At 72.6% G+C, this 21,725-nt stretch carries 17 protein-coding genes; 11 read left to right on the top strand and 6 right to left on the bottom strand.

Going from position 1 to position 21,725, the window contains the following annotated elements:
- Nucleotides 1-15: 15 nt before the first annotated feature.
- Genes ACGFI7_RS27815 through ACGFI7_RS27800 form a run of 4 tightly spaced genes read left to right on the top strand, consistent with a single transcriptional unit; the run spans nucleotide 16 to nucleotide 4,080 of the window.
- Entirely contained in the window at nucleotides 16-1,338 is a 1,323-nt protein-coding gene (locus tag ACGFI7_RS27815; protein ID WP_393409630.1) for an ABC transporter substrate-binding protein, read from the top strand.
- Nucleotides 1,335-2,243: a carbohydrate ABC transporter permease gene (locus ACGFI7_RS27810; RefSeq protein ID WP_393409629.1), complete on the top strand. Its 909-nt coding sequence runs from the start codon at nucleotides 1,335-1,337 to the stop codon at nucleotides 2,241-2,243. The genes ACGFI7_RS27815 and ACGFI7_RS27810 overlap by 4 nt, the downstream gene beginning before the upstream one ends.
- Nucleotides 2,243-3,088, top strand: coding sequence for a carbohydrate ABC transporter permease (locus tag ACGFI7_RS27805; RefSeq protein ID WP_393409628.1), 846 nt, complete (start codon nucleotides 2,243-2,245; stop codon nucleotides 3,086-3,088). Before ACGFI7_RS27810 ends, ACGFI7_RS27805 begins: the two co-directional genes overlap by 1 nt.
- On the top strand, nucleotides 3,085-4,080 hold the full coding sequence (locus ACGFI7_RS27800) for a LacI family DNA-binding transcriptional regulator (RefSeq protein ID WP_393409626.1): 996 nt from the start codon (nucleotides 3,085-3,087) through the stop codon (nucleotides 4,078-4,080). Before ACGFI7_RS27805 ends, ACGFI7_RS27800 begins: the two co-directional genes overlap by 4 nt.
- A 47-nt stretch (nucleotides 4,081-4,127) precedes the next feature.
- Here ACGFI7_RS27800 and ACGFI7_RS27795 read toward each other — a convergent pair whose 3' ends face one another.
- Nucleotides 4,128-6,845, bottom strand: coding sequence for a hypothetical protein (locus ACGFI7_RS27795; RefSeq protein ID WP_393409625.1), 2,718 nt, complete (start codon nucleotides 6,843-6,845; stop codon nucleotides 4,128-4,130).
- Between the two features lie 87 nt (nucleotides 6,846-6,932).
- Between ACGFI7_RS27795 and ACGFI7_RS27790 the strand changes: the two genes are divergently transcribed.
- The 4 genes from ACGFI7_RS27790 to ACGFI7_RS27775 all read left to right on the top strand — a co-directional run bounded on the left by ACGFI7_RS27790 (nucleotide 6,933) and on the right by ACGFI7_RS27775 (nucleotide 10,702).
- Nucleotides 6,933-7,910 (top strand): aldo/keto reductase, encoded by a 978-nt coding sequence (locus ACGFI7_RS27790; RefSeq protein WP_393409623.1) that lies wholly within the window; start codon nucleotides 6,933-6,935, stop codon nucleotides 7,908-7,910.
- A 9-nt stretch (nucleotides 7,911-7,919) separates the two neighbouring features.
- A complete protein-coding gene (locus ACGFI7_RS27785; RefSeq protein WP_393409621.1) occupies nucleotides 7,920-8,663 on the top strand; it encodes an SDR family NAD(P)-dependent oxidoreductase in 744 nt (247 codons plus the stop codon).
- Nucleotides 8,664-8,789: 126 nt separating this feature from the next.
- Nucleotides 8,790-9,785 (top strand): hypothetical protein, encoded by a 996-nt coding sequence (locus ACGFI7_RS27780; RefSeq protein WP_393409620.1) that lies wholly within the window; start codon nucleotides 8,790-8,792, stop codon nucleotides 9,783-9,785.
- A 164-nt stretch (nucleotides 9,786-9,949) separates the two neighbouring features.
- The gene (locus ACGFI7_RS27775; protein WP_393409619.1) at nucleotides 9,950-10,702 is read left to right on the top strand and encodes an NUDIX domain-containing protein; all 753 of its coding nucleotides are present in this window, start codon (nucleotides 9,950-9,952) and stop codon (nucleotides 10,700-10,702) included.
- Here ACGFI7_RS27775 and ACGFI7_RS27770 read toward each other — a convergent pair.
- The 3 genes from ACGFI7_RS27770 to ACGFI7_RS27760 form a co-directional block, all read right to left on the bottom strand.
- Complete coding sequence (locus ACGFI7_RS27770) at nucleotides 10,699-11,769, bottom strand: ADP-ribosylglycohydrolase family protein (protein WP_393409618.1); 1,071 nt, start codon at nucleotides 11,767-11,769, stop codon at nucleotides 10,699-10,701. The genes ACGFI7_RS27775 and ACGFI7_RS27770 overlap by 4 nt on opposite strands.
- A 106-nt stretch (nucleotides 11,770-11,875) precedes the next feature.
- Nucleotides 11,876-13,144, bottom strand: coding sequence for a P1 family peptidase (locus tag ACGFI7_RS27765; RefSeq protein ID WP_393409617.1), 1,269 nt, complete (start codon nucleotides 13,142-13,144; stop codon nucleotides 11,876-11,878).
- Nucleotides 13,145-13,293: 149 nt separating this feature from the next.
- Nucleotides 13,294-14,997, bottom strand: a complete 1,704-nt coding sequence (locus ACGFI7_RS27760) for a SpoIIE family protein phosphatase (protein WP_393409616.1) — start codon at nucleotides 14,995-14,997, stop codon at nucleotides 13,294-13,296.
- Nucleotides 14,998-15,137: 140 nt separating this feature from the next.
- On the opposite strand from ACGFI7_RS27760, the gene ACGFI7_RS27755 reads away from it, so the two are divergent.
- A complete protein-coding gene (locus ACGFI7_RS27755; protein WP_393409614.1) occupies nucleotides 15,138-15,440 on the top strand; it encodes a hypothetical protein in 303 nt (100 codons plus the stop codon).
- A 49-nt stretch (nucleotides 15,441-15,489) separates the two neighbouring features.
- On the opposite strand, the gene ACGFI7_RS27750 is transcribed toward ACGFI7_RS27755, so the two are convergent.
- The gene (locus ACGFI7_RS27750) at nucleotides 15,490-16,125 is read right to left on the bottom strand and encodes a LysE family translocator (protein ID WP_393409613.1); all 636 of its coding nucleotides are present in this window, start codon (nucleotides 16,123-16,125) and stop codon (nucleotides 15,490-15,492) included.
- A gap of 304 nt (nucleotides 16,126-16,429) precedes the next feature.
- Between ACGFI7_RS27750 and ACGFI7_RS27745 the strand changes: the two genes are divergently transcribed.
- Both ACGFI7_RS27745 and ACGFI7_RS27740 read left to right on the top strand, forming a co-directional pair.
- Entirely contained in the window at nucleotides 16,430-17,890 is a 1,461-nt protein-coding gene (locus ACGFI7_RS27745) for an ATP-binding protein (protein WP_393409612.1), read from the top strand.
- Nucleotides 17,891-18,138: 248 nt separating this feature from the next.
- Nucleotides 18,139-19,476: a PLP-dependent aminotransferase family protein gene (locus ACGFI7_RS27740; RefSeq protein ID WP_393409611.1), complete on the top strand. Its 1,338-nt coding sequence runs from the start codon at nucleotides 18,139-18,141 to the stop codon at nucleotides 19,474-19,476.
- Between the two features lie 17 nt (nucleotides 19,477-19,493).
- Here ACGFI7_RS27740 and ACGFI7_RS27735 read toward each other — a convergent pair whose 3' ends face one another.
- Nucleotides 19,494-21,716 (bottom strand): hypothetical protein, encoded by a 2,223-nt coding sequence (locus ACGFI7_RS27735; protein ID WP_393409610.1) that lies wholly within the window; start codon nucleotides 21,714-21,716, stop codon nucleotides 19,494-19,496.
- Nucleotides 21,717-21,725 lie beyond the last annotated feature (9 nt).

The raw sequence follows: 21,725 nt of genomic DNA, 5'->3' as shown, positions 1-21,725 counted from the left end.
CATCTGGAGGTATGCATGCGTGCCACACGCCTCGGAGCCGCCTTGGCCGCAGCGCTCACGGCCACCCTGACCATCGCCGGGTGCGGCGGCGGCGAGCCCGCCGGCACGCCGCAGGCGGCGGAGTCGCAGTCTCAAGCCCCCCAGGGCCCGGTCAAGCTCACCTACTGGACCTGGGCCCCGAACATGGACAAGGTCGTCGAGGTCTGGAACAAGGACCACCCCGACATCCAGGTGACGGTCAGCAAGCAGGCCGGCGGCGACGACGCGGCCGCCAAGTTCCTCACCGCGGCCAAGGCCGGCAACCCTCCGGACCTGGTGCAGGCCGAGTACCAGCACCTGCCGTCGTTCGTGGCGGCCGACGCGGTGGCCGACCTCAAGGCCGAGACCGAGGCGGTGAAGGGCGAGTTCGGCGACGGCGTGTGGGGGCTGGTCACGCTCGGCACCGAGGGCGTCTACGCGGTCCCGCAGGACAGCGGCCCGATGATGCTCTTCTACCGCCAGGATCTGTTCGACAAGTACGGCATCGAAGTGCCGAAGACCTGGGACGAGTACGCCGAGGCGGCCCGCACCGTGCGGAAGAAGGACCCGAAGGTCTACCTGGGCACCTTCTCCAGCAAGGACCCGGGCGCGTTCGCCGGCCTCGCCCAGCAGGCGGGCGCCCAGTGGTGGTCCATCAGCGGCGACGCCTGGAAGGTGGACGTCGCCGACGCGCCCACGGTCAAGGTCGCCGACTACTGGGGCGGGCTGGTCAAGGAAGGCGTCATCGACGACATGCCGTACTTCACCCCCGAGTGGAACAAGGCGCTCAATGACGGCAAGCTGCTCACCTGGCCGTCGGCGGTGTGGGCGCCGGGCACGCTGGAGAGCAACGCGGCCAAGGCCAAGGGCAAGTGGGCGATCGCCCCGATGCCGCAGTGGAACGCCGGCGAGAACTACACCGGCTTCTGGGGCGGCTCGTCCGTGGCCGTCGCCGCCAAGTCGCCGCACAGGGCCGCCGCGGCCCAGTTCGCCACCTGGCTCAACACCGACCCCGCCGCGCTCGACGCGCTGGTGAAGGAGGCCGCGATCTACCCGGCGGCCACCAAGGCGCAGGAGGCGCTCACCGAGGCGCCCGGCTACTTCTCCAACCAGCCCGACTTCTGGCAGCAGGCCGCCCAGTTCTCCGCCGGGGCGCGCGGCTTCACCTTCGGGCCCAACGTCGGCGTCACGTACAACGCCTTCAAGGACGGCTTCGACAAGGCCCTGCAGGACGGCAGCCCGTTCTCCGGCGCCGTCAAGGGCATGCAGGAAGCCACCGTCGCCGACATGCGCAAGTCCGGGTTCTCGCTCGCGTCATGACGCACACCGCGAAGAGGCGGCGCGCCGCGCGCCGCCCCTTGCTCGCCCCCTACCTGTTCCTGACGCCGGCGATCGTGCTGTTCGTGGCGTTCCTGGCCGTGCCCATCGGCTACACCGTCTACCTCGCGATGCGCCGGACCCGGGTGTCCGGGCTCGGCCTGGGAGGCGGGTCGCGCCGCGAGGTGTTCGTCGGGTTCGACAACTTCGGCGCGGCCGTCACCGACGGCGAGCTGTGGGCCGGGTGGCTGCGGGTGCTCGGGTACGGCGCGATCGTGCTGGTCGTGATGCTGGGGCTGGCGCTGCTGTTCGCGCTGGCCCTGGACTCGGCCCGGGTGCGGCTGGCCCGCTTCACCCGGATCGCGATCTTCCTGCCGTACGCGGTGCCGGGCGTGGCCGCGTCGCTGCTGTGGGGCTTCCTCTACCTGCCGTCGCTCAGCCCGATCCGGTCCGTGCTGGAGGTGGACCTGCTCGGCGCGGGCACGATCACGTACTCGATGGCCAACGTGGCGGTGTGGGGCGGGACCGGCTTCAACATGCTGGTGCTCTACACGGCGCTGCGGGCGGTGCCGCGCGACTTCTACGAGGCGGCGCGGCTCGACGGCGCCACCGAGCTGCAGATCGCGCTGCGGATCAAGATCCCGCTGCTGCTGCCGGCGATCATCCTGACCACGGTGTTCTCCATCATCGCGACGATCCAGGTGTTCACCGAGCCGACCACGCTGCGGCCGTTCACCAACACGATCAGCTCCACGTGGAGCCCGCTGATGAAGGTCTACCGGGACGCGTTCGTCACCGGTGACCTGTACTCGGCGGCGGCCACCTCGATCGTCATCGCGGCGATCTCGCTCGTCCTGTCGTTCGGATTCCTGCGCGTCGTCCGCGACCGCGCCTTCGGGGAGGGCTGATGGCCGCGACCACGACCCGCGGGCCCATGGGCCTGGCGCCGACCGGGCTGCTGCTGCTCGGCGCGGTGTACTGCCTGTTCCCGGTGAGCTGGGTGCTGATCGCGGCCACCAAGTCGCCCGGGGAGCTGTTCAGCACGCCGACGCTCTCGCCCGGCACCGGGCTCTTCGCCAACCTGACCGAGCTGTTCGCCTACCGCGACGGCGTGTTCTGGCTGTGGATGGTCAACACCCTGCTGTACGCGGGAGGCGGCGCCCTGTTGTCGACCGCCGTGTCGGCCGTGTCGGGGTACGCCCTGGCCAAGTTCCGCTTCCCCGGCCGGACGCTGATCTTCAACCTGCTGATCGGCGGCATCCTGGTGCCGGCCGTGGTGCTGGCGATCCCGCAGTATCTGCTGTTCTCCAAGATCGGGCTGGCGGACACGTACTGGGCGGTGCTGCTGCCGCAGATCCTGCACCCGTACAGCATCTATCTCGCCCGCATCTACGCCACCGCCGCCGTCCCTGACTCGCTGCTGGAGGCGGGCCGGATCGACGGGGCGAGCGAGTGGCTGCTGATGTCGCGGGTGGCGGTGCCGCTGATGGTGCCGGGGATGGTCACCATCTTCCTGTTCCAGTTCGTCGCCATCTGGAACAACTTCCTGCTGCCGTTCATCATGCTGGGCGACGACGGCAAGTTCCCGCTCACGGTCGGGCTCTACACGCTGCTGGCGGCCGGGGCCAACCAGCCGTCGCTGTACAACCTGATCCTCACGGGAGCGCTGCTGTCGATCATCCCGCTGATCGCGCTCTTCCTCACGATGCAGCGATACTGGAGGACAGACCTGTCCTCCGGAGCGGTGAAATGAAGCGCCCAACCATCCATGACGTCGCCGCCGCCGCGGGCGTGTCCCGCGGCACGGTGTCCCGGCTGCTCAACGGCGACCGCTATGTCAGCCCGGCCGCGCGGGCCGCGATCGAGCGCGCCATCACCGAGACCGGCTACGTCGTCAACCGCGCCGCCCGCAGCCTCGTCACGCAACGCACCGGCTCCGTGGCCATGGTGCTGTCGGAGCCGGACCAGATGCTCTTCGAGGACCCCAACTACAGCACGCTCATCCGGGTGGCGATCCGCCGCCTGGCCGAGCGCGACATCTCCCTGGTGATGATGCTGGCCGGCAACGAGGGCGACCGCGACCGGGTGGTGCGCTACGTGCGCGGCGGCCACGCCGACGGCGTGCTCCTGGTGACCACCCACGCGGGCGACCCGCTGGCCGACGCGCTCGCCGCCGCCGCCCCCGCCGTCTCGTGCGGCGCGGTCATCGGGCGCGAGAACGTCATCCCGTACGCGGCCGCCGACGATCGCCTGGGCGCCCGGCAGATGACCGAGTATCTGGTGAGCCAGGGCCGCAGGCGGATCGCCATGATCACCGGCCCGATGGACACCCCGGGCGGCATCCAGCGCCTGGAGGGCTTCGCCGACGTGCTGGGCCGCAAGGCGTCCAAGAAGCTCATCGCGCACGGCGACTGGACCCAGGCCAGCGGCGAACGATCGATGGCCGAGCTGCTCGAACGCACCCCTGACCTCGACGCGGTGTTCGTCGCCTCCGACCTGATGGCGGCGGGCGCGCTGAAGACCCTGCGCGCGGCGGGCCGGCGGGTGCCGGACGACGTGGCGGTGGGCGGCTTCGACGACTCGTCGGTGGCCACCTCCACCCTCCCGCCGCTGACCACGATCAGGCAGCCGCTGGCGGAGATGGCCGAGGCGACCATCGACCTGCTGCTGGCCCTGCTCGACGGCGCCGAGAAGGCCGAGCCGGTGGTGCTGCCGACGGAGCTGGTCATTCGCGAGTCAGCCTGACCCGGGAGACCGGACGCGATCAGCTGCGCGCACGCCTCCGCAGTCCCTCAGCCCGTGAGCAGGCCGTGGAGGCGGCGGGCCTCCTGTGCGAGCCGGCTGGACCCCTTGCGAGCCGCGGCCGCCGCCAGCTCGGGGATCTCGCCCCGTGCTCCTGCCGCGCCGGCCGCGCGGGCGCCCATCGCCAGCAGATCGGCCAGCCCGGAACGCGGCCGCTCCCCCGCCGCCGGCAGCAGCCGCGGCAGCAGGCACGCCACCACCTCCCACACCTCCGCGCAGCCCCCGCGCCGCGCCACGTCGTCCAGGACCGGCACCACCCGGCCGAGCTTGACCACGCCGACCCCGGCCAGCGCCGCGACCGCCTCGGCCAGCGCCGCCGCCGGCAGCTCGCCCCGGGCGGCCAGCGTGACGAGCGCGTCCGCGGCCGCCGCCCGCTGCCCGGCGTCCCGGTGCCCCATGACGGCGGCGAGCGCGTACCCCGTCGCCACCCCCAACGGCCCCTCCCCGTGCACCAGCTCCGGCACCACGCGCGGGGAGAAGGCGGCCTCGACGGCGTTCACCAGGAACGGCGCCAGGTGCGCGGCCACCACCTCCCGGTGCGACGGCAGCACCAGCCGCCACCTTCCCACCGAGTACGTGAACAGCGACGTGACGTCGAACAGCCCGGGGAACGGGTAGGGCGGGTCGCCGCCCGACCACAGCTCCACCCGGAGCTCCAGATGACCGTGGGGTTTCAGGACCGGGGCGCAGACGGCCTCCGGGTCGTCCATCCGCCCGCCGTCCAGCCACGCCGCGCAGGCCCGCCCGGCCGCCGACCCCAGCTTCCCGGCCCGCTCCACGACGTCCGGGCCGACCTCGCGCGGCAGCCGGAGCAGGGCCTGCGCGAGGTCGGCCGGCAGCGCCTCCACCCCGGCCGCCTCCAGCAGTTCGAGCCGCTCGACCAGGACGTCGGCCGCCACGTGCCCGGTGCCCGAGGTGGGCGCGGCCAGCAGCACCGGGTAGCGCCGGCCGCTCTCGAAGAGCGCGACCAGCTCGCGGGCGCGGTCGCGGAACACCTCCTCCAGCGTCCCTTCCGGATACGCCTCGACGCCGGACCGGGTGATCCGCTCCGACAGCCCGGCGCTCTCCTGCGGCGCCGCGGCGGCGTGAACGACCCGGTGCAGCAGCTCGTACGTCCGCTCGCAGCTGCCGCGCAGCCGGTAGCCGAGGTCCAGCCCCTCGTCCACCCGCTCCCGCCACGGCCGCAACGCCTCCCGGAGCGCCTCCGGATCCCGGTGGTTCCACTCGACCAGCCCGGCGAGCACCCGTTCGAACAGGTCGCCCCGGAGTGGCCAGCAGATCGCGTCCACGAACTCGGCCACCTCCCGCGGCGACCCGGCGGACGGCCCCCACTCCGGCGCGTCCCCCGCGACCAGGACACCCCCGGCAGCTCCCTCGTAGGCGGCCTCCCCGCGCAGGCCGCCCCCTGCGGTTCCTCCTGAGGCGGCCTCCCCGTGCAGGCCGCCCGGCCCGCACGTGGCCGCACCGGACCCGGCGGCCACCGCACACGCCGCCTCGCCGGCCTCGGCGCCTGCCCCGTCTGCGGACTCGCCCGGCCCGGCGTCCGCGTCCCGCGTGGTCTCCGCCTCTCCGGGCGCTCCCCCGTACGCAGCAGTGATCCTGGCCCGTAGCTCTGCCGGGAGGTCGTCCGCCGCTTCTCTGATCGCCGCGCGTGCCTCCTCGTCCGCCTTGGCGGCGTGTCGGACCGCGACGCGGACGGCGTGTTCCTGCAGGTCGAGGGCGTCGAGCCGGAGCACCGCGGCCAGCGCGGGCAACCCCGCCCCGGCGCGCTCGGGTGTCCTGGTCAGCGCGCCGTTCACCCAGACGAGGGCGGCGCGGACGAGCTTCTTCTCCCGCCGGAACGCCAGGGCCTCCACCGCCTCGGCGAACAGCTCCGCCCCGAGCCGCCCGGACTCCTCCAGCCGCCGCACCTGCCGCACCGCCAGGTCCGCCACCGGCACCGGGGCGACGGGCAGCATCGCCACGTAGTCGCCGGCCCGGGCGGCCGCCTCGTCCAGGCCGGGCTCCAGCCGGTCGTGCAGCCCGGCCAGCACGGTCAGCGCGTCGGCCCCGTCGCGCAGCAACCGGCCCACCACCCCGTCGAGCACCGCAGCCCGCTCCAGGTGCCCGCCGTCGATCAGGCGGAGCACCGCGTCCGCCTCGGCGCGTCCGAACGCCTCCCCCAGCCCGACCGGGTCGAAGATGCGCGGCGCCAGCCACGGGAACAGCGGGTCGTCCGTGACGGCGGGCCACGACAAGGTCCGCACCCACGCGGCCGTGAAGGGATCGTGCTCGGGCGGTTCGACGCCGCTCTCCCTGACCAGGGCCGCGGCGATCCGCCAGTCACGGTCCTCGGTGTCGCGTAACCGCAGGACCACCCGGCGGGCCAGATCCCGCCGCCACTCCAGAGGGCGGTGCCGTACCAGCTCGGCGACCCACCCGGCCTCCCGCGCGTCCTCCATCCGCAGCCGCAGCTCACGCCGGAAGATCCACTCCGCGACCGCCGCCGCCCCGCCCAGACACGCGACCCCCGCCAGCAACAGCGGCGGGAGCTCCCGCTGCCACTCCCACCACCGGCCCGCGGATCGGCGGCGGGCGGCAAGGTAGAGGCCCAGCTCCGCGGCCACCTCCCGGCGCTCCCGCTCGCCGAGCCCGGCGACCAGGCGGACGGTCGCGGGCCGGTCGCCCCTCTTGATGATCTTGACCAAGTCGAGCCACGCGTCAGACATGCCGCGCACCTTAGCCCGCCGGCCCGACAGTCACCCCATGGCCCACCCGACCTGCGCCGCCGGGCGGATGTGGAAGAGTGACTGTCTATGGAACAGCGGGTGTTGGGACGTACCGGACGGCGAGTCGGCGTGGTGGGCCTGGGAGCCTGGCAGCTCGGGGCCGACTGGGGGCAGGTGAGCGAGGACGACGCGGTCGCGACGCTGTCCGCGGCGGTCGACGACGGGGTGACGTTCATCGACACCGCCGACGTCTACGGCGACGGCCGGAGCGAGGAGATCGTCGGCCGGTTCGCCAAGGCGCATCCGGATCTCACGGTGGCGACCAAGATGGGCCGCCGGATGGACCAGGTGCCGGACAACTACGTGATGGCCAACTTCCGCGCCTGGAACGAGCGCTCCCGCCGCAACCTGGGCGTCGACACCATCGACCTGGTGCAGCTGCACTGCCCGCCCACGCCGGTGTACTCGACCGACGCGGTGTTCGACGCGCTCGACACGCTGGTCTCCGAGCAGAAGATCGCCGCGTACGGGGTGAGCGTCGAGACGTGCGAGGAGGCGCTCACCGCGATCGCCCGGCCGGGCGTGGCGACGGTGCAGATCATCCTGAACGCGTTCCGGCTCAAGCCGCTGGAGCGGGTGCTGCCCGCCGCCCGCGAGGCCGGGGTCGGCATCATCGCCCGGGTGCCGCTGGCCAGCGGCCTGCTGTCGGGCCGGTACGACGAGAACACCACGTTCGCGCCCGACGACCACCGCACGTTCAACCGGCACGGCGAGGCGTTCGACGTCGGCGAGACCTTCTCCGGCGTCGACTACCGCACCGGCCTGGAGGCGGTGCGGCGGCTGGCCCCGCTGGTGCCCGAGGGGGCGACGATGGCGCAGTTCGCGCTGCGCTGGATCCTCGACCAGCCGGGCGTGTCGGTGGTCATCCCGGGCGCGCGCAACCCGGCCCAGGCCGCCGCCAACGCCGCGGCCGCGGCTCTCCCGCCCCTCCCGGCGGAGACCGCGCAGGCCGTCCGCGACGTGTACGACGAGCTGGTCCGCCCGCTGATCCACGACCGCTGGTAGGTGGTACGGGTGAGCGGGCGGGCGGTGCTCGTCACGGGGGCGTCGCGGGGCATCGGGCGGGCCGTCGCGGCGGCGTTCGCGGCGCGGGGCGACCGGGTGGCGGTGCACCACCGCGGCTCCCCCGCGCTCGCCGCCGCCCTGCTGGACGACCTGCCCGGCGAGGGACACGTGACGGTCCAGGCGGACCTGGCCGACCCGGAGGCGGTGCGCCGCGCCGTGGACGAGGCGGCCACCGCCCTGGGCGGCGTCGACGTGCTGGTCAACAACGCGGGCGTGTTCCTGCACCACCCGGTCACGGACCTCGGCTACGAGGAGTGGCAGGCGGCCTGGCGTCAGACGCTCGACCTCAACCTGGTCGGCGCGGCGAACACGACCTGGTGCGCGCTCCGCCACATGCCCCGGGGCGGCCGCGTCGTCAACGTCTCCTCTCGCGGCGCCTTCCGCGGCGAGCCCGACAGCCCGGCGTACGGCGCCAGCAAGGCGGGCCTGAACGCGCTCACCCAGTCGCTCGCGGTGGCCCTGGCCCCGAAGGGCATCGCGGTGACGGCGGTCGCGCCGGGCTTCGTCGAGACGGACATGACCAACGAGCACCTCAAACCGCCCAGAGGCGACGAGATCCGCGCCCAGAGCCCGTTCGGCCGGGTCGCCCGCCCGGAGGAGATCGCCGCCGCCGTCGTCTACCTGGCCTCACCTGAGGCGGAGTGGGCCAGCGGCACCATCGTCGACCTGAACGGCGCCAGCTACCTGCGCTGAGCGGCCGTGCGATTTGGGGCATGCGCTGAAGTAATTCGTATTATCAGGTTGACGTGCGCTTTTCGCGGACCGATGCTCAGTGATCACACCAGGTCCCCCGCCGGTGTGATCACGAAAGGGCAGAGCATGTCCGACCCGATCCTCGATCGCCGCACCGTCCTGCGCGCCGCCGCAGGAACCGCACTCACCACGGCCGCCGCGCTCCCCGCGCTCTCCTCCCCCGCCGCGGCCGCCGGACCCGCCGGCTTCCCCTCGTACAGCTATCTCGGGCAGGCGCTGAACACGTCGGCGCTGAGCTACAACCCGACCGGCGAGCTGATCTTCCCGTGCGTGCGCGGCACGTACGACCGCATGACCGGCGGGCTCGGCCGGTACTACCTCTACTACGCGCCGCACGACGCGCCCGGCGGCATCTGCCTCGCGTACGGGAACTCACTCGCCGGGCCGTTCACCGAGTATCACGCCAATCCGATCATCGGCAGGCAGTGGGGCTCGCACTTCAACGTCAGCCACGTCTCCTCGCCGCACGTGCTCTGGCACACCGCCACCCGGCGCTGGTACCTGTACTTCCACGGTGAGAACACCACGACCCGGCTGGCCACCTCCGCCGACGGCGTCAACTTCAGCTACCACGGGGTCGTGCTGAACACCTCGATGGTGCCCGGCATCTCCGAGGCCTCCTACGCGCGGGTCTTCGACCACACGATCTCGTCGCGGGGCGCCCGGTACGTGATGGTGTACATGGGCAACCACGGCGGCAAGCGCAAGATCTTCTGGGGCTGGTCGGCCGACGCGGTGAGCTGGCAGTTCGATCCATCGCCGCTGATCTCGCCCGCCGGCGACGGGCTGACCGACCTGAGCGGGCCGCACCTGCTCAAGGCCAACGGCACCGCGTACGTGGTCTACCACGGCAACTCCGGCAAGATGTACCTCACCGAGGTCGGCAACGCCTTCGACCGTGAGGTGCACCTCGGGGTCTTCCACACGCCGCTGACCGGCGCGCCCGACTCCCGGCGTTCCGCGGCCCCGGCGTTCGGCACCGACCGCGGCGTGTCGTACATGTTCTACGAGGCGGGCCAGCGCGGCTCCAGCGTGGTCGCCGTGGCCCGCGCCGTCTCCTGACCCCTCATCCGCACGACCGGCCCGCCAGGATGACACCCCCATGGGCCGGCCCGACCGCGGCCGGGGTGAGGTCCAGCCGCTCCTGCCGGCCCCGCCGGCGGGTCGGGGGTGTGGTCGTCCGTCCCTCCATGGTCGTGGACCGTGGCCGCCTATGCTGCCGACCCATGACGATCGACGGGAACTACGGCGTGCCGGGCTCGCTGGACCGGGTGCTGCGAGCGGTGGCGGACGAGCGGGTGGCGCAGGACCGGCGCTGGGGCGTCCAGGAGGGGCTGACCGACGGCACCGGCCCGGACCGCGGCGAGGAGGCGGACCTGGCGCGGCGGGAGACGGAACGGGCGTCCGGGGAGGGACGGCTGACCTGGCGGCACGTGCTGTGGGAGGAGGTGCTTGAGGCGTTCGCCGAGGAGGACCCCGACCGGCTGCGGGCGGAGCTGACCCAGGTGGCGGCGGTGGCGGTCAAGTGGATCCAGGACCTCGACCGGCGGGCCTCCCGTGACCGGTTCCGCGCGATCGTGGACGTGCACGTGCTGCTCGTCCGCGACGGCGAGGTGCTGCTGGGGCGGCGTTCGGGCACCGGGTACGCCGACGGGCTGTGGCATCTGCCGAGCGGTCACCTGGAGGCGGGCGAGTCGGTGACGGCGGCGGCGGTCCGGGAGGCCCGCGAGGAGGTGGGCGTCCTGGTCGACCCCGCCGATCTGGCCTTCGCGCACGTGATGCACCGGGCGCCGGAGCGGGTGGGGCTGTTCTTCGTGGCGGAGAAGTGGGCGGGCGAGCCGTACAACGCCGAGCCGGACAAGTGCTCCGAGCTCGGCTGGTTCCCGCTGGACCGGCTGCCGGAGGACACGGTCGGCTACCCGGCCGAGGCGCTGCGCGGCATCCGGGGCGGGGAGGCGTTCGGCCTGTACGGGTTCTAGCCGGGCGGGTACGCGGCGGGGTCGGCGCGCTCGCGGGCGGCGAAGTCGTCGGCCAGCGCGGCGATCGCGTCGCGGCCCTCCAGGGCGTCGAGCCAGGCGACCGGCAGGACGTGCTCACCGTGGAGCGCGCCGAGCAGGTTGCCGGCCATCGACCCGGTGGAGTCGCTGTCGCCGGAGTGGTTGACGGCCAGCAGCAGCGCCGCCGCGAAGTCCTTCTCGTACGCGAGCGCGCAGTAGACGGCGATGGCCAGCGCCTCCTCGGCCACCCAGCCGCCGCCGAGGCCCTCCACCCGCTCCGGGCTCGGATCGCCCTTCCCGGCCAGGTCGTCGGCCGCGCGCAGGGCCGCGCTGGTCTCCTCGTGCCCGGGGTAGGCGGCCAGCAGGCGGAGCGTCTCGTGGAGCGCCTCGTACAACGGCAGGTCGTCCACCACGTGATGGATCAGTGCGGCGAAGGCGCCGGCCGCGTAGTAGCCGGTCGGGTGGCCGTGGGTGATCCGCGCGCAGGCGGCGGCCAGCTCGAACGCCTCCCGCGCCGAGCCGCTCACCAGCCCGAACGGCGCCGAACGCATGACGGTGCCGCATCCCTTGGAGTCGCGGTTGACCGGCCCCGGCTCGCCGAAGGGCGTGGAGGGGCCTGGCTCCGCGCCGAGCCCCGACAGGCAGGCGTTGCCGGGGGCGCGCCGCGCGTACAGCCATCGCTGCTCGCGCAGCCGTCCGGTGCGGTGGTGGAGGCCGTCGGGCGGGGGCGGCGCGTCGTACCGCTGGGTGTCCAGCCAGCGCAGGTAGGCCATCCGCAGCACGGACACCGGGTCCGCGAACCCCCGGGTGGCGGCCCGCAGCCCGGCCCGGATCAGCCCTTCGAGCGTGAAGAGCGTCATCTGGGTGTCGTCGGTGATCAGACCGGTCCGGCCGCTCGCGTCGGCCACCATGCCGGTGACGCCGCGCCGGCCGTGGCGGGCGCGGATCCGGTCGAGTGAGTCGAACTCGATCGCCCCGCCGAGGGCGTCGCCGATCGCCCCGCCCAGCACGCAGCCGCGGACCCGGCTGTGGTACGTCACTCCTGCCATGCCGGTCACTCTAGGAGGTCGACGCCCCCCGTGGTCACGCCGCTACGAGGTCGGCATGCGGCAGGCCGTGCCGGGCGGGCCGGCACGACCTGCGGCGCGGAGATGATTACTCGGCCAGGGCGGGGGCGTCGCGGAACTTGTCCGCGACCGCGGCCAGGGAGGCGCGGGTGACGTCCGGGGCCTCGCCCTGCTTGTCGGCCGGCAGCGGGGACAGCTTCTTGCACGCCGAGGGGTAGCGGTCGCAGTAGCTCGTCGCGGTGCCGACGGTCGTGGCGGTCAGCATCGCGTGGCCGACGGCCCGGGTGAGCGTGTCGGCGCCGGCGTTGAAGATCTCGTTGAGCTTGCGGGTGTCGGCCGGGTTGTTGACCCGGAGCGGGGTGCCGGTGCCGGTCGACGTGGCGAAGATCGTGTCACCGTCGCCGAGCGTGTGCATCGGGTTGATCGCCCGGGACAGGCCGTCCTGGGCGTTGCCGGCCATCCGCGCGGCGGCGGCCTTCTCCAGCGGTGCGTTCGTGGCCACCACCGCGATCGTGGTGTTCATCGACGGGGCGTCCGCCGCGGCCGCCTTCTGGCACTCCTTGGCCTTCGGCGTCTGCAGCCCGCGGAACTCGCCGGCCAGCTCGTAGCGGGCGGCGAACAGAGAGCAGTCGCGCGGGTCGACCGGCGAGCCGACCGAGTTCACCACCACGATGGCGCCGACCACGGTGCCGTCGCTGAGGATGACGCTGGCCGTGCCGACGCCGCCCTTCAGCCCGCCCGCGCGGGCGCCGGTGCCGCCGCCGACGACGCCCTGTCGTACCGGCCCTTCCTTGGCGGCCTGGGCGGCCAGGTAACCCCACTCGGGGGTGGTGCGGGCCTTGAAGTCGCCGCCCCTGCCGAGGTCGAAGATGTCGGCGGCGGGAACGATCGGCGCGACGCCCGCGCCGACCCGGACGCCTTCGCCGCGCTCCTCCAGCCAGCGGATGATGCCGTCGCCGGCGGCCAGGCCGTACATGCTGCTGCCGCCGAGCATCACCGCGTTCACGCCGGGGTTGGAGTTGAGCGGGTCGAGCAGGTCGGTCTCCTTCGTGGCCGGCGCGCCGCCGCGCTGGTCGACGCCGGTCACCGACATCTGCGGGGTGTAGATCACGGTGGTGCCGGTGAGGTAGGGGGCCTTGGCCGACTGGACCTGCCCCACCTTGACGCCCGGTACGTCCGTGATCGCGTTGTTCCGGCCGGGCAGCCCGGGGGTGTCCGCCACAGTGGCCTGCCCAGCGGCCTGCCCAGTGGCCTGCCCAGCGGCCTGTCCGGTGGTCTGTGCGGTGGCGTGCGCGGTGGCGCCGGGGACGGTGAGCACCAGTGCTCCGGCCAGCAGGGCGACGAGGCGTGGCTTCATGAATCCCTCATTCCAGTGCGGTGGGGGAAGGGACGGGGGAGAGTGAGCGCGCGCTGACTAAGTGCACTGAGGCTACTGGTCGGACCAGCGTACGTAAAGATCTACCTTGGGCGGAGTGGGTAGATTTGGGGCTTCCGTGCCGGGGCGGGTCAGCCCGGCACGCGCAGCAGGAGCATGGCCACGTCGTCGTCGTTGTCCTCGGGCCTGACCCGGGCGAGGAGCGGCTCACAGAGCGAGCCCAGAGGCCGGTCGGCCAGCACGGTCGCCTGCCGGCTCAGCCGGTCCATGCCCTCGTCCAGCGAGTGCCGGTGCGACTCGATCAGCCCGTCGGTGTACATCACCACGGTGGACCGGGGCGGCAGTTCGAGCACGGCGTCGGCCCGGTCGGGACGCAGGCCGGTGCCGAGCAGGAGGCCGCTGCCCTCTTCCAGGAACCGCGCCCGCCCACCGGCCTCCACCAGCAGCGGCGGCGGATGGCCCGCGTTCGTCCAGCGCAGCCGGAACCGCCCGGCCTCCGGACGCTCCAGCCGGGCGAAGACCACGGTGGCCATCGTGTCCTCGGCCATGCGCGTCACCGCCTGGTCGAGCCGGCCCACGATCGCACTGGGGGGCTCCTCCACCTCTCCCGCGTACGCGCGGAGCATGTTGCACACCTGGGCCATGCCCGCGGCGGCGTCGAGGTCGTGGCCGACCACGTCACCGATGACCAGACCGACCACGTCCTCGGACAGGACGAAGGCGTCGTACCAGTCGCCGCCGACCTGGGAGGCGTGCGGCGCGGGCAGGTAGCACGCGGCCATCTCCACCCCCGACACCCGGGGCAACTGCGGCAGCAGGTGGCGCTGCATGGTCTCCGCCACCCGCCGCTGCCGCTCGTACAGGCGCGCGTTGTCGAGCGCGAGCCCGGCCCGGCGGGCGATGTCCTCGACCAGCAGGAGGTCGGCGGCGGTGAACGGCTCCGGCCGGCTCGACCGGCCGAGGGTCAGCGCCCCGATCACCTCCCGCACGCCGCGGATCGGCGCGATGCTCGCCGAGTGCATGCCCGTCGCCTCGAACAGCTTCCGCTGGACGACCGCGATCTCCGCGTCCGGAGGCCCTTGATAGTTCTCCGGACCGGCGAGCGCGGCGGTGACCCCGCGCAGCGCCCGGGACAGGGGCATGGAGGAGCCCTGCGGCACGGGCGGCATCGGGCCTTCCAGATCCTCCCGGTGCCGCAGGGCGCCGTCCGCGTGACACACCACCACGGCGCGCGACACCCCGCCTTCCTCGGTGAGCAGGTCGATCACCGCCCAGTCGCCGAGCAGCGGCACCACCAGGCGCACGAGGTGGCGGAGCGTCTCGTCCACGTCCAGGCTGGAGGTGAGCGTGGTGGTCGTCTCGGCGAGCAGGGCCAGCCGGTCGTGCTCCGACATCGAGCCCCCGGCGCTCCAGCGGCCCTCCTCCACGCGCATGACGGGCCCGGCCTCGTGGAAGAGGATCAGCGCCCCCCGGCCGCCGTCCTCGAGCCGGCAGGTGGTGACGATCCAGGACACGCGGAGCAGGGAGCCGTCGCCCCGCACCAGCCACTCCCGCTCGCCCTGCGCGGTGCCGCCGGTGACCAGGGGCTCGCGCATCACGCACCGGCTGCGCGGCACAGACTCGCCGTTCTTCCCCCGGTGCAGCAGGTCGTGGGCGTCGCAGCCCACCAGGGCGTCGGCGGACCGGCGCAGCAGGTGCTCCGCCCGGGCGTTGACCTCGACGATCCGGCCCTGCTCGTCGACGAGGTAGACGCCCGCGTCGCAGAGATCCCACCAGTGCCGCGGGCGCTGCCGCTGCCCAGGCCATGACCCCCTGGCGTCCTCTGGCACCCGCATCACCGGCACCCCCTCCTCGCTGCTCCCCTACCCCGCAGAAGGACCATGAGCACGACATCCGCCGGCACCCCGCGCGTTGACGGAGAGTGATTCGTCGACTACAACTCGACAGGTCCAGTTCTCCGACCGAAAGGCACCCTGTGCACCGCGTCAAGACCACCCTGCTGGCCTGTGCCGCCGCCGGATTCCTGCTCCCCGCCGCCGGTCCCGCCGCGGCCGCGGTCCCGGTGGGCAACGCGCCCTCGTGCGTGGCCGTCTGGCAGACCAAGGGCACCGTGACCAAGACGGGATACGCCCGCAACGACTGCGGCAAGCGGCTTCGGCTGAAGATCAAGTGGGCGCGCGGCACCGACGGCGACTGCTACACCGTCGACCCGGGCGAGACCATCTCCTCCAAGGTCGCGCGGGGTCCTCGCGCCTTCGACGGGGCTGACGTCTGCTGACGATCCCGCCGCAGGGTCCGCCCGTCTCCAGGGGGAGCGGGCGGACCGGTCAGGTGACGGTGGAGCCGACGGCGAGCATGACGGCGAGCGCGCCGAGCAGGCTCCCCATAGTTATGCGCTGGACGCGGAGCCAGGCGGGGCGGCGGGCGAGGAAGCCCGCGACGGCCCCGGCGGCGAGCACGATCGACAGGTTGACCGAGACGGCCACGACGATCTGGGAGCCGCCCAGGATGATGCCCTGGAGCAGCACGTCGCCGCGATCGAGGTCGACGAACTGCGGGATGATCGAGACGTACAGGACGGCGATCTTCGGGTTGAGCAGGTTCGTCATCAGCCCCATGGCGAAGAGCCGGCGCGGGGAGTCCTCGGGCACGTCCCGCACGGCGAAGACGGACGCGCCGCCGGGCTTGGCGGTCTGCCAGGCGAGCCACAGCAAGTAGAGCGCGCCGGCGATCCTGATGGCGGTGAGGAGTTCGGGCACGGCCGCGAAGAGCACCGCCAGGCCGAGGTTGGCGGCCACCAGATAGACGAGGAAACCGGCGGCGACCCCGGCCAGCGAGATGATCCCGGCCCGGCGCCCCTGGCTGATGCTTCTCGACACCAGATACATCATGTTGGGCCCCGGTGACAGCACCATCCCCAGCGCCACCGAGACCACGCCGAGCAGCGCGCCCTGTTCGACCATCTTGATCGCCCCCTGATGAACGTGACGCCGATGACGCTATTGCGCCCATCTGTCTCGGTGCAATACTCGCAATTGAACTCGGTGCAATTTGGTGTTTGACTGAGCGGATGGCCGACGAGGTTGCGGCGGAGATCGCGGCGGGGCGGCTGCGGCCCGGTGACCGCCTGCCGCCGCAGCGGGAGTTCGCGCTACTTAGTGCACATACTGGTCGGACCAGCCTTCGCGAAGATCCTTTTTGGGGTGGGACATGCCGACTGAGTAGTTAGCATTAGACTTATAATAACCGTAGTTCTATATTGTACGCATGAGCATCGCCAAGCCTTCCGAGATCTTCGCCCGCGAAGTGGAGTGGGCCGAGCTGATCAACTTCATCGACGACGAGTCCCCGCACCCGACTCTCGGCGTGGTCTCCGGGAGGCGGCGGCAGGGGAAGACTCTCTTGCTCGGCTCCCTCTGCGACGCGGCGGGCGGCATCTATATCGAAGGCACCGAGGCGCTTCCCGCCGAGCACTTCCACCTGATCGGCGAGCAACTGGCGGCGCGGCTCGGCAGCCCCGCGCCGCTTCACTTCACCTCCTGGCGTGCGGTCATCGAGGCCATCCTTGACCTGGAGACCTCGGTGCCGCTTCCCGTGGTCATCGACGAGTTCCCCTACCTGGTGAAGGTCTCCCCCGAACTGCCGTCCGTCCTGCAGGCGGCTCTGGACCTGCGCCGGCGCAGGAGAGGGTCACCGATCCGCCTGATCCTGTGCGGATCCGCGCTGACCTTCATGGGCGGCCTGCTGGCCGGGAACGCGCCGCTGCGGGGCAGAGCGGGCCTGGAACTGGTCGTGCCCACGCTCGACTACCGGCTGGCAGCTGAGTTCTGGCAGATCACCGACCCCCGGCTCGCCCTGCTGACGCACGCGGTCGTGGGCGGAACGCCCGCCTACCGCCGGGAGTACGTACGAGACGACGTTCCGCAATCGCCGGCCGACTTCGACAGCTGGGTCAAGCGGGCGGTGCTGAACCCGGCCCGCCCGCTCTTCCGCGAGGCGCGCTACCTCCTCGCCGAGGAGTCCGACCTGCGCGATCCCGCGCTGTATCACTCCGTCCTGGCCGCGGTGACGGAGGGCAACGCCTCCCGTGGCGGCATCGCCAACTACATCGGCCGCAAGGCGACGGAGATCAGCCACCCGCTCTCCGTGCTGGAGGACGCCGGCTTGCTGGCCAAGGCCCCCGACATGGTGCGCGCGGCCCGCCCGCTCTACCGGATCACGGAACCGCTGATCACCTTCTACCACGCGGTGATGCGCCCGGCCTGGCGGGAGCTCGAACGACGGCGGGCCGACCAGGTGTGGAAGCGCAGCCGTGATCGGTTCCTGAGCGCCGTGGTGGGTCCGCACTTCGAAGAGGTCTGCCGTACCTGGGCCGCGGACTTCGCCGGGGCAGACGTGTTCGGGGACGATCCCGCAGAGATCGGTCACGGCGTCGTCAACGACCCGGAACGTCGCACCAGCCACGAGGTGGACGTGGTCGTCCTGGCAGCGCCGGACGGAGGACCTCGCCGGGTGCTCTCCCTCGGAGAGGCCAAGTGGGGAGACTTCATGGGCGAGGGGCACGTCGAGCGACTCCGTCGTATCCGCGACCTGCTCACGGCCCGTGGCTACGACACCCGCTCGACCCGTTTGGCCTGCTACAGCGCGGCAGGCTTCACGACGGAGCTGGTCGCGGCGGCGTCGAGTGGAGACATCATGCTGGTCCCGCCCGACCAGCTCTACTCCTGATCGCGTACGGGAGAGCATCCGCAGATCCGTGGCCATGAAGCAGAAGGCGCGATCGTGAGGATCACGCCTTCTGGGGTCGCAGCCCCGGACAAGTCTGTCAGCTCGGCGCACGTCCTGGACGGTGAAGACCGATCCGCCGCCGGGTTTGATGGTTTTCCAGGCGAGAATCTACGTCGTTAATATCGGTGCAATATTGAAAATTGAGCTCGGAGCAATTTTATGTTTGACTCTGGCGGGAGGAGGCGGACATGGATGACTACCGGCGGGTGGCTGACGAGGTGGCGGCGGACATCGCGGCCGGGCGGCTGCGGCCGGGCGATCGCCTGTCGCCGCAGCGCGAGTTCGCGCGACAGCGCACCATCGCCGGATCCACCGCCGCCCGCGTCTACAAGGAGCTGATCCGCCGCGGGCTGGCGGTCGGCGAGGTCGGGCGCGGCACGTTCGTCAGGGCCGCCGCTCCTTCCCCCTACCCCGCTCTCGCCGAACCGACCGGCAGCAGGATCGATCTGGAGCTCAACCACGCCTTCGTTCCCGAGCAGACGAGCCTGCTGGCAGAGAGCCTCGCTCCCCTGCTACGCCCCGACGTGCTGGAGTCGTCCATGCGCCCCGTGGGCGCGGCGGGGACGCTCCCGGCGCGGAGCCAGGTCGCCGATCTGCTCGCGCGCGGCGACTGGCGGCCGAACCAGGAGCGGGTGCTGTTCGCCGGCAACGGCCGCCAGGCGATCGCCGCGGCCATGGCCGCGCTGGCGTCCCCCGGCGCCAGGATCGGCGTGGAGGAACTCACCTATCCCGTCGTCAAGGCGATCGCGAGCCGTCTCGGCATCACTCTCGTGCCGCTGGCCGTCGACGCGGCCGGGCTGGTTCCCGAGGCCGTCGAGGCGGCCATGCGCAAGACCCCGCTCAACGCCGTCTACCTCCAGCCGACGCTGCACAACCCGCTGTCGCGGACCATGCCCCTGGAGCGCCGGGCCGAGCTCGCCGACCTCCTGAAACGGCTGGGCCTGCACGCGATCGAGGACGCGATCTGGTCCTTCCTGCGCCACGACCTTCCGCCCCTCGCCGCACTGGCCCCCGAACGGACCGTCCTCGTCGACAGTCTCTCCAAGCGGCTCGCTCCCGGCCTGACGCTCGGGTTCGCCGTCGTCCCCGAGGCACTCTGCGCAGACGTCTCGACCTCCCTGCGCTCCGGCGGCTGGGCACCGATGCGTTTCGCGCTGGACGCCGCGACCCGGTGGCTGAGCGACGGTGTCGTCAGCGCGGTGGCCCGCGCCAAGCAGCGGGAGGCCGCCACCCGTCAGGAGCTCGTCGCCCGGCACCTGGGGGAGTTCGCGCCGCACAGCGATCCGCGCTCCTTCTCCTGCTGGTGGGAGCTCCCGCCGCCGTGGCGGGCCGACACCTTCGTGGCCGCGGCCGCACGTCACGGCATCGCGGTCACTCCCGCAGCGGCCTTCGCCGTCGGCCACCATCGCGCCCCGAACGCCATCCGCATCGGTCTCGCCTCCCCACCCGCCGAAACCCTCGGCCGAGCCCTGGCCACACTCGCCGGTCTCGCCCGCTCCACACCGGACGATCAGCTCGCCGAGTGACGTGCGGGACACGGCGGTCAGGCCGGTCTGGCCAGGCGGGCGAAGGAGAGCACGACCACCGTCGACAGCAGCCATCCCAGCAGGCTGGCCACGTTGAGCAGCACCGACACCAGGGTCCCGCCGCCGGTGAGCGTCTCCGGGTACCAGGTCGCGCGCTGGCCCAGGGTGAGGAGCGGCACGACGGTGTCGACGGTGTAGAAGAGCGGGTCGAAGCAGCGCACCTGGCCGTCACCGCACGCGTCGGGCCGGGGGCCTCGGACGGACGCGATGACGGTGCTGTCGTCCGACGGGGTGGCGGCCTCGACGGTGACCAGCCGGCCGTCCGTGGCGTACACGTTGCCGCGCGGGTCGGTGGCGCGCATCGTCTGCTGGACCGACGGGGTCAGCAGCATGCCGTAGACCAGGACGAGCAGGGCGGCGAGCAGCCAGAGCACGCGTCCTGGACGGTAGCCGTAGCCGACGGTGACGCCGTAGACGCCGTCGATGGCGTCCCTGATCAGGCCGCGCCGGGGAGCCTGGCGGCGCAGCTCCATCAGCAGGTGCTCGGCCTCGACCGGGCGGCCGTGCTGCCGGAACGCGCGGGCCGCCTGCTCGTACGGGCTCGCGTCGTACGAGGCCATGGACCGGAGCCAGTCGCGGCGCCGCCGCCAGTCCCAGGCGTCGTCGAAGCGGTCGTACACGAAGCCGGAGATCGCCATGTCCGACGGCCAGCGGGTCACGTCGTCGGCGAGGACCGTGGTGGAGGCGCCGGTCAGGTCGACGTACGGCGGGACCTCGGCCCAGCGCAGCCGCATGCCCTCGCGGGTGGTGGCCGACACGGCCTTGATGCCGGCGGTGAAGGTGCCGCCGTCGCAGTCGAGACGGCCTTCGGCGGTGCACCGGTTGAGCATGACCTCGCCGTCGGCGGTGAAGCCCGCCCCGAGCAGGATGGGGCCGCGGATGAGCGCCTGTTCGAGCGAGAGCGCCTGGCCTCCCGGATTGTGCAGTCGGGCGTTGCGCGCGTTGACCACGCCGCCGACCGTCGCGGCGCGGAAGCCGAGCCGGCCTCCCTTCGTGTCCACCTCGCGCAGGTTGACCAGGCCGTCGATCACGGCGCCCTGGGCGGAGACGACGGAGCTGTCCTCCGGATCGCTCCAGTGGGTGCCCTTCAGCGTGAGGTCGCCGCGGATGTGGGCGCCGGCCAGGCGGAGCGTGCCCGCGAAGGTCGCGCCCTCTTCGATGAGCAGGCCCGACCGCAGTTCGGCGTTGGTCAGGTCGAGCGCGCGGCCGCCCGGGACGGTGAAGACGCTCTCGCGGCTGATCTGGATGGTGCTGAAGGAGCCCATGCTCAGGTCCACGCCGCCGCTGATCCGGCACTCGCCCTCGATCCCGAGGGGTCCGCCGACGGCGAGGCCGGAGGCGCTGATGGCGGTACCGGTGCTCCGGCCGCTGGTGTAGGCGACGCCGGTCACCGGGCCGGTGGGGTCGATGGTGGCATTCCGGATCAGGACATGTCCGGAGATGCGGGTGTTGCCGAGGTCGATGCGGCCGCGGACCAGCGGGCGCCTCCCGGCCTGGTCGTCGATGAGGAACACGCTGCCGCCGATCTCGGCGTCCCCCAGGTCCAGCGCCAGGTCCTGCTGCGGCCGGGTGAGCCGGGCGCCGGTCAGGTCCAGCGACCCCTCGACCCGCGCGCCGATCAGCCGCAGCGCGCCGCGGGCCTCGAACCGGTGCAGCAGCCGGATCGTGCCGCCGACCGTGATGCGGTCGGCCTGGATCGCCCGGCCGCCGGACTCGATGAGCGTGTCCAGGCAGAGCAGGCGCCCGCCGATCTCCGACTCGCAGAGCCAGACGGCGGCGGTGGACGAGGTGCTGGCGGCGGTCCGCAGGTCACCGGTGATGCGCGACCTGGACAGGTCCAGGTCGCGGCGCACCCGCAGGCCGTTGGCCAGGAGGCCGGGGACCGTGCAGTCGTCGAGCGCGAGCAGGTGGAGATCGGCGCCGTCCAGGTCGAGCGGCTCGTCGAACTCGCACCCGACGAACCGGAGCGGGAAGGTCACCGCCATCCCCGTCAGGTCGAGCCCGCCGGTGATCCTGGCTCCTTCGATCACCAGGCCGCGCGGGTCGATCTGCTCGGGGTCGCGGCGGCACAGCTTGCGGACCAGGGCGGCTTCGACGAGGAACTCGCCCCCGTCCGGGGCCCGGACGACCTCACCGGCCCGGCAGGCCCGCAGCAGGGCCGCCTCGGCGATGATCGTCACGACGGGGAC

This window comes from Nonomuraea sp. NPDC048826, from assembly GCF_043198225.1.
GTDB lineage: Bacteria > Actinomycetota > Actinomycetes > Streptosporangiales > Streptosporangiaceae > Nonomuraea.
This window is presented reverse-complemented; position numbering and strand designations above follow the sequence as displayed.

Bases quoted from the DNA above. Each gene is read 5' to 3' on its own strand.
- ACGFI7_RS27800 (WP_393409626.1), top strand. From the start codon at position 3,085: ATGAAGCGCCCAACCATCCATGACGTCGCCGCCGCCGCGGGCGTGTCC.
- ACGFI7_RS27750 (WP_393409613.1), bottom strand. From the start codon at position 16,125: ATGGTCGAACAGGGCGCGCTGCTCGGCGTGGTCTCGGTGGCGCTGGGG.
- ACGFI7_RS27795 (WP_393409625.1), bottom strand. From the start codon at position 6,845: ATGTCTGACGCGTGGCTCGACTTGGTCAAGATCATCAAGAGGGGCGAC.
- ACGFI7_RS27815 (WP_393409630.1), top strand. From the start codon at position 16: ATGCGTGCCACACGCCTCGGAGCCGCCTTGGCCGCAGCGCTCACGGCC.
- ACGFI7_RS27760 (WP_393409616.1), bottom strand. From the start codon at position 14,997: ATGCGGGTGCCAGAGGACGCCAGGGGGTCATGGCCTGGGCAGCGGCAG.
- ACGFI7_RS27775 (WP_393409619.1), top strand. From the start codon at position 9,950: ATGACGATCGACGGGAACTACGGCGTGCCGGGCTCGCTGGACCGGGTG.
- ACGFI7_RS27805 (WP_393409628.1), top strand. From the start codon at position 2,243: ATGGCCGCGACCACGACCCGCGGGCCCATGGGCCTGGCGCCGACCGGG.
- ACGFI7_RS27765 (WP_393409617.1), bottom strand. From the start codon at position 13,144: ATGAAGCCACGCCTCGTCGCCCTGCTGGCCGGAGCACTGGTGCTCACC.
- ACGFI7_RS27790 (WP_393409623.1), top strand. From the start codon at position 6,933: ATGGAACAGCGGGTGTTGGGACGTACCGGACGGCGAGTCGGCGTGGTG.
- ACGFI7_RS27810 (WP_393409629.1), top strand. From the start codon at position 1,335: ATGACGCACACCGCGAAGAGGCGGCGCGCCGCGCGCCGCCCCTTGCTC.
- ACGFI7_RS27770 (WP_393409618.1), bottom strand. From the start codon at position 11,769: ATGGCAGGAGTGACGTACCACAGCCGGGTCCGCGGCTGCGTGCTGGGC.
- ACGFI7_RS27740 (WP_393409611.1), top strand. From the start codon at position 18,139: ATGGATGACTACCGGCGGGTGGCTGACGAGGTGGCGGCGGACATCGCG.
- ACGFI7_RS27745 (WP_393409612.1), top strand. From the start codon at position 16,430: ATGAGCATCGCCAAGCCTTCCGAGATCTTCGCCCGCGAAGTGGAGTGG.
- ACGFI7_RS27780 (WP_393409620.1), top strand. From the start codon at position 8,790: ATGTCCGACCCGATCCTCGATCGCCGCACCGTCCTGCGCGCCGCCGCA.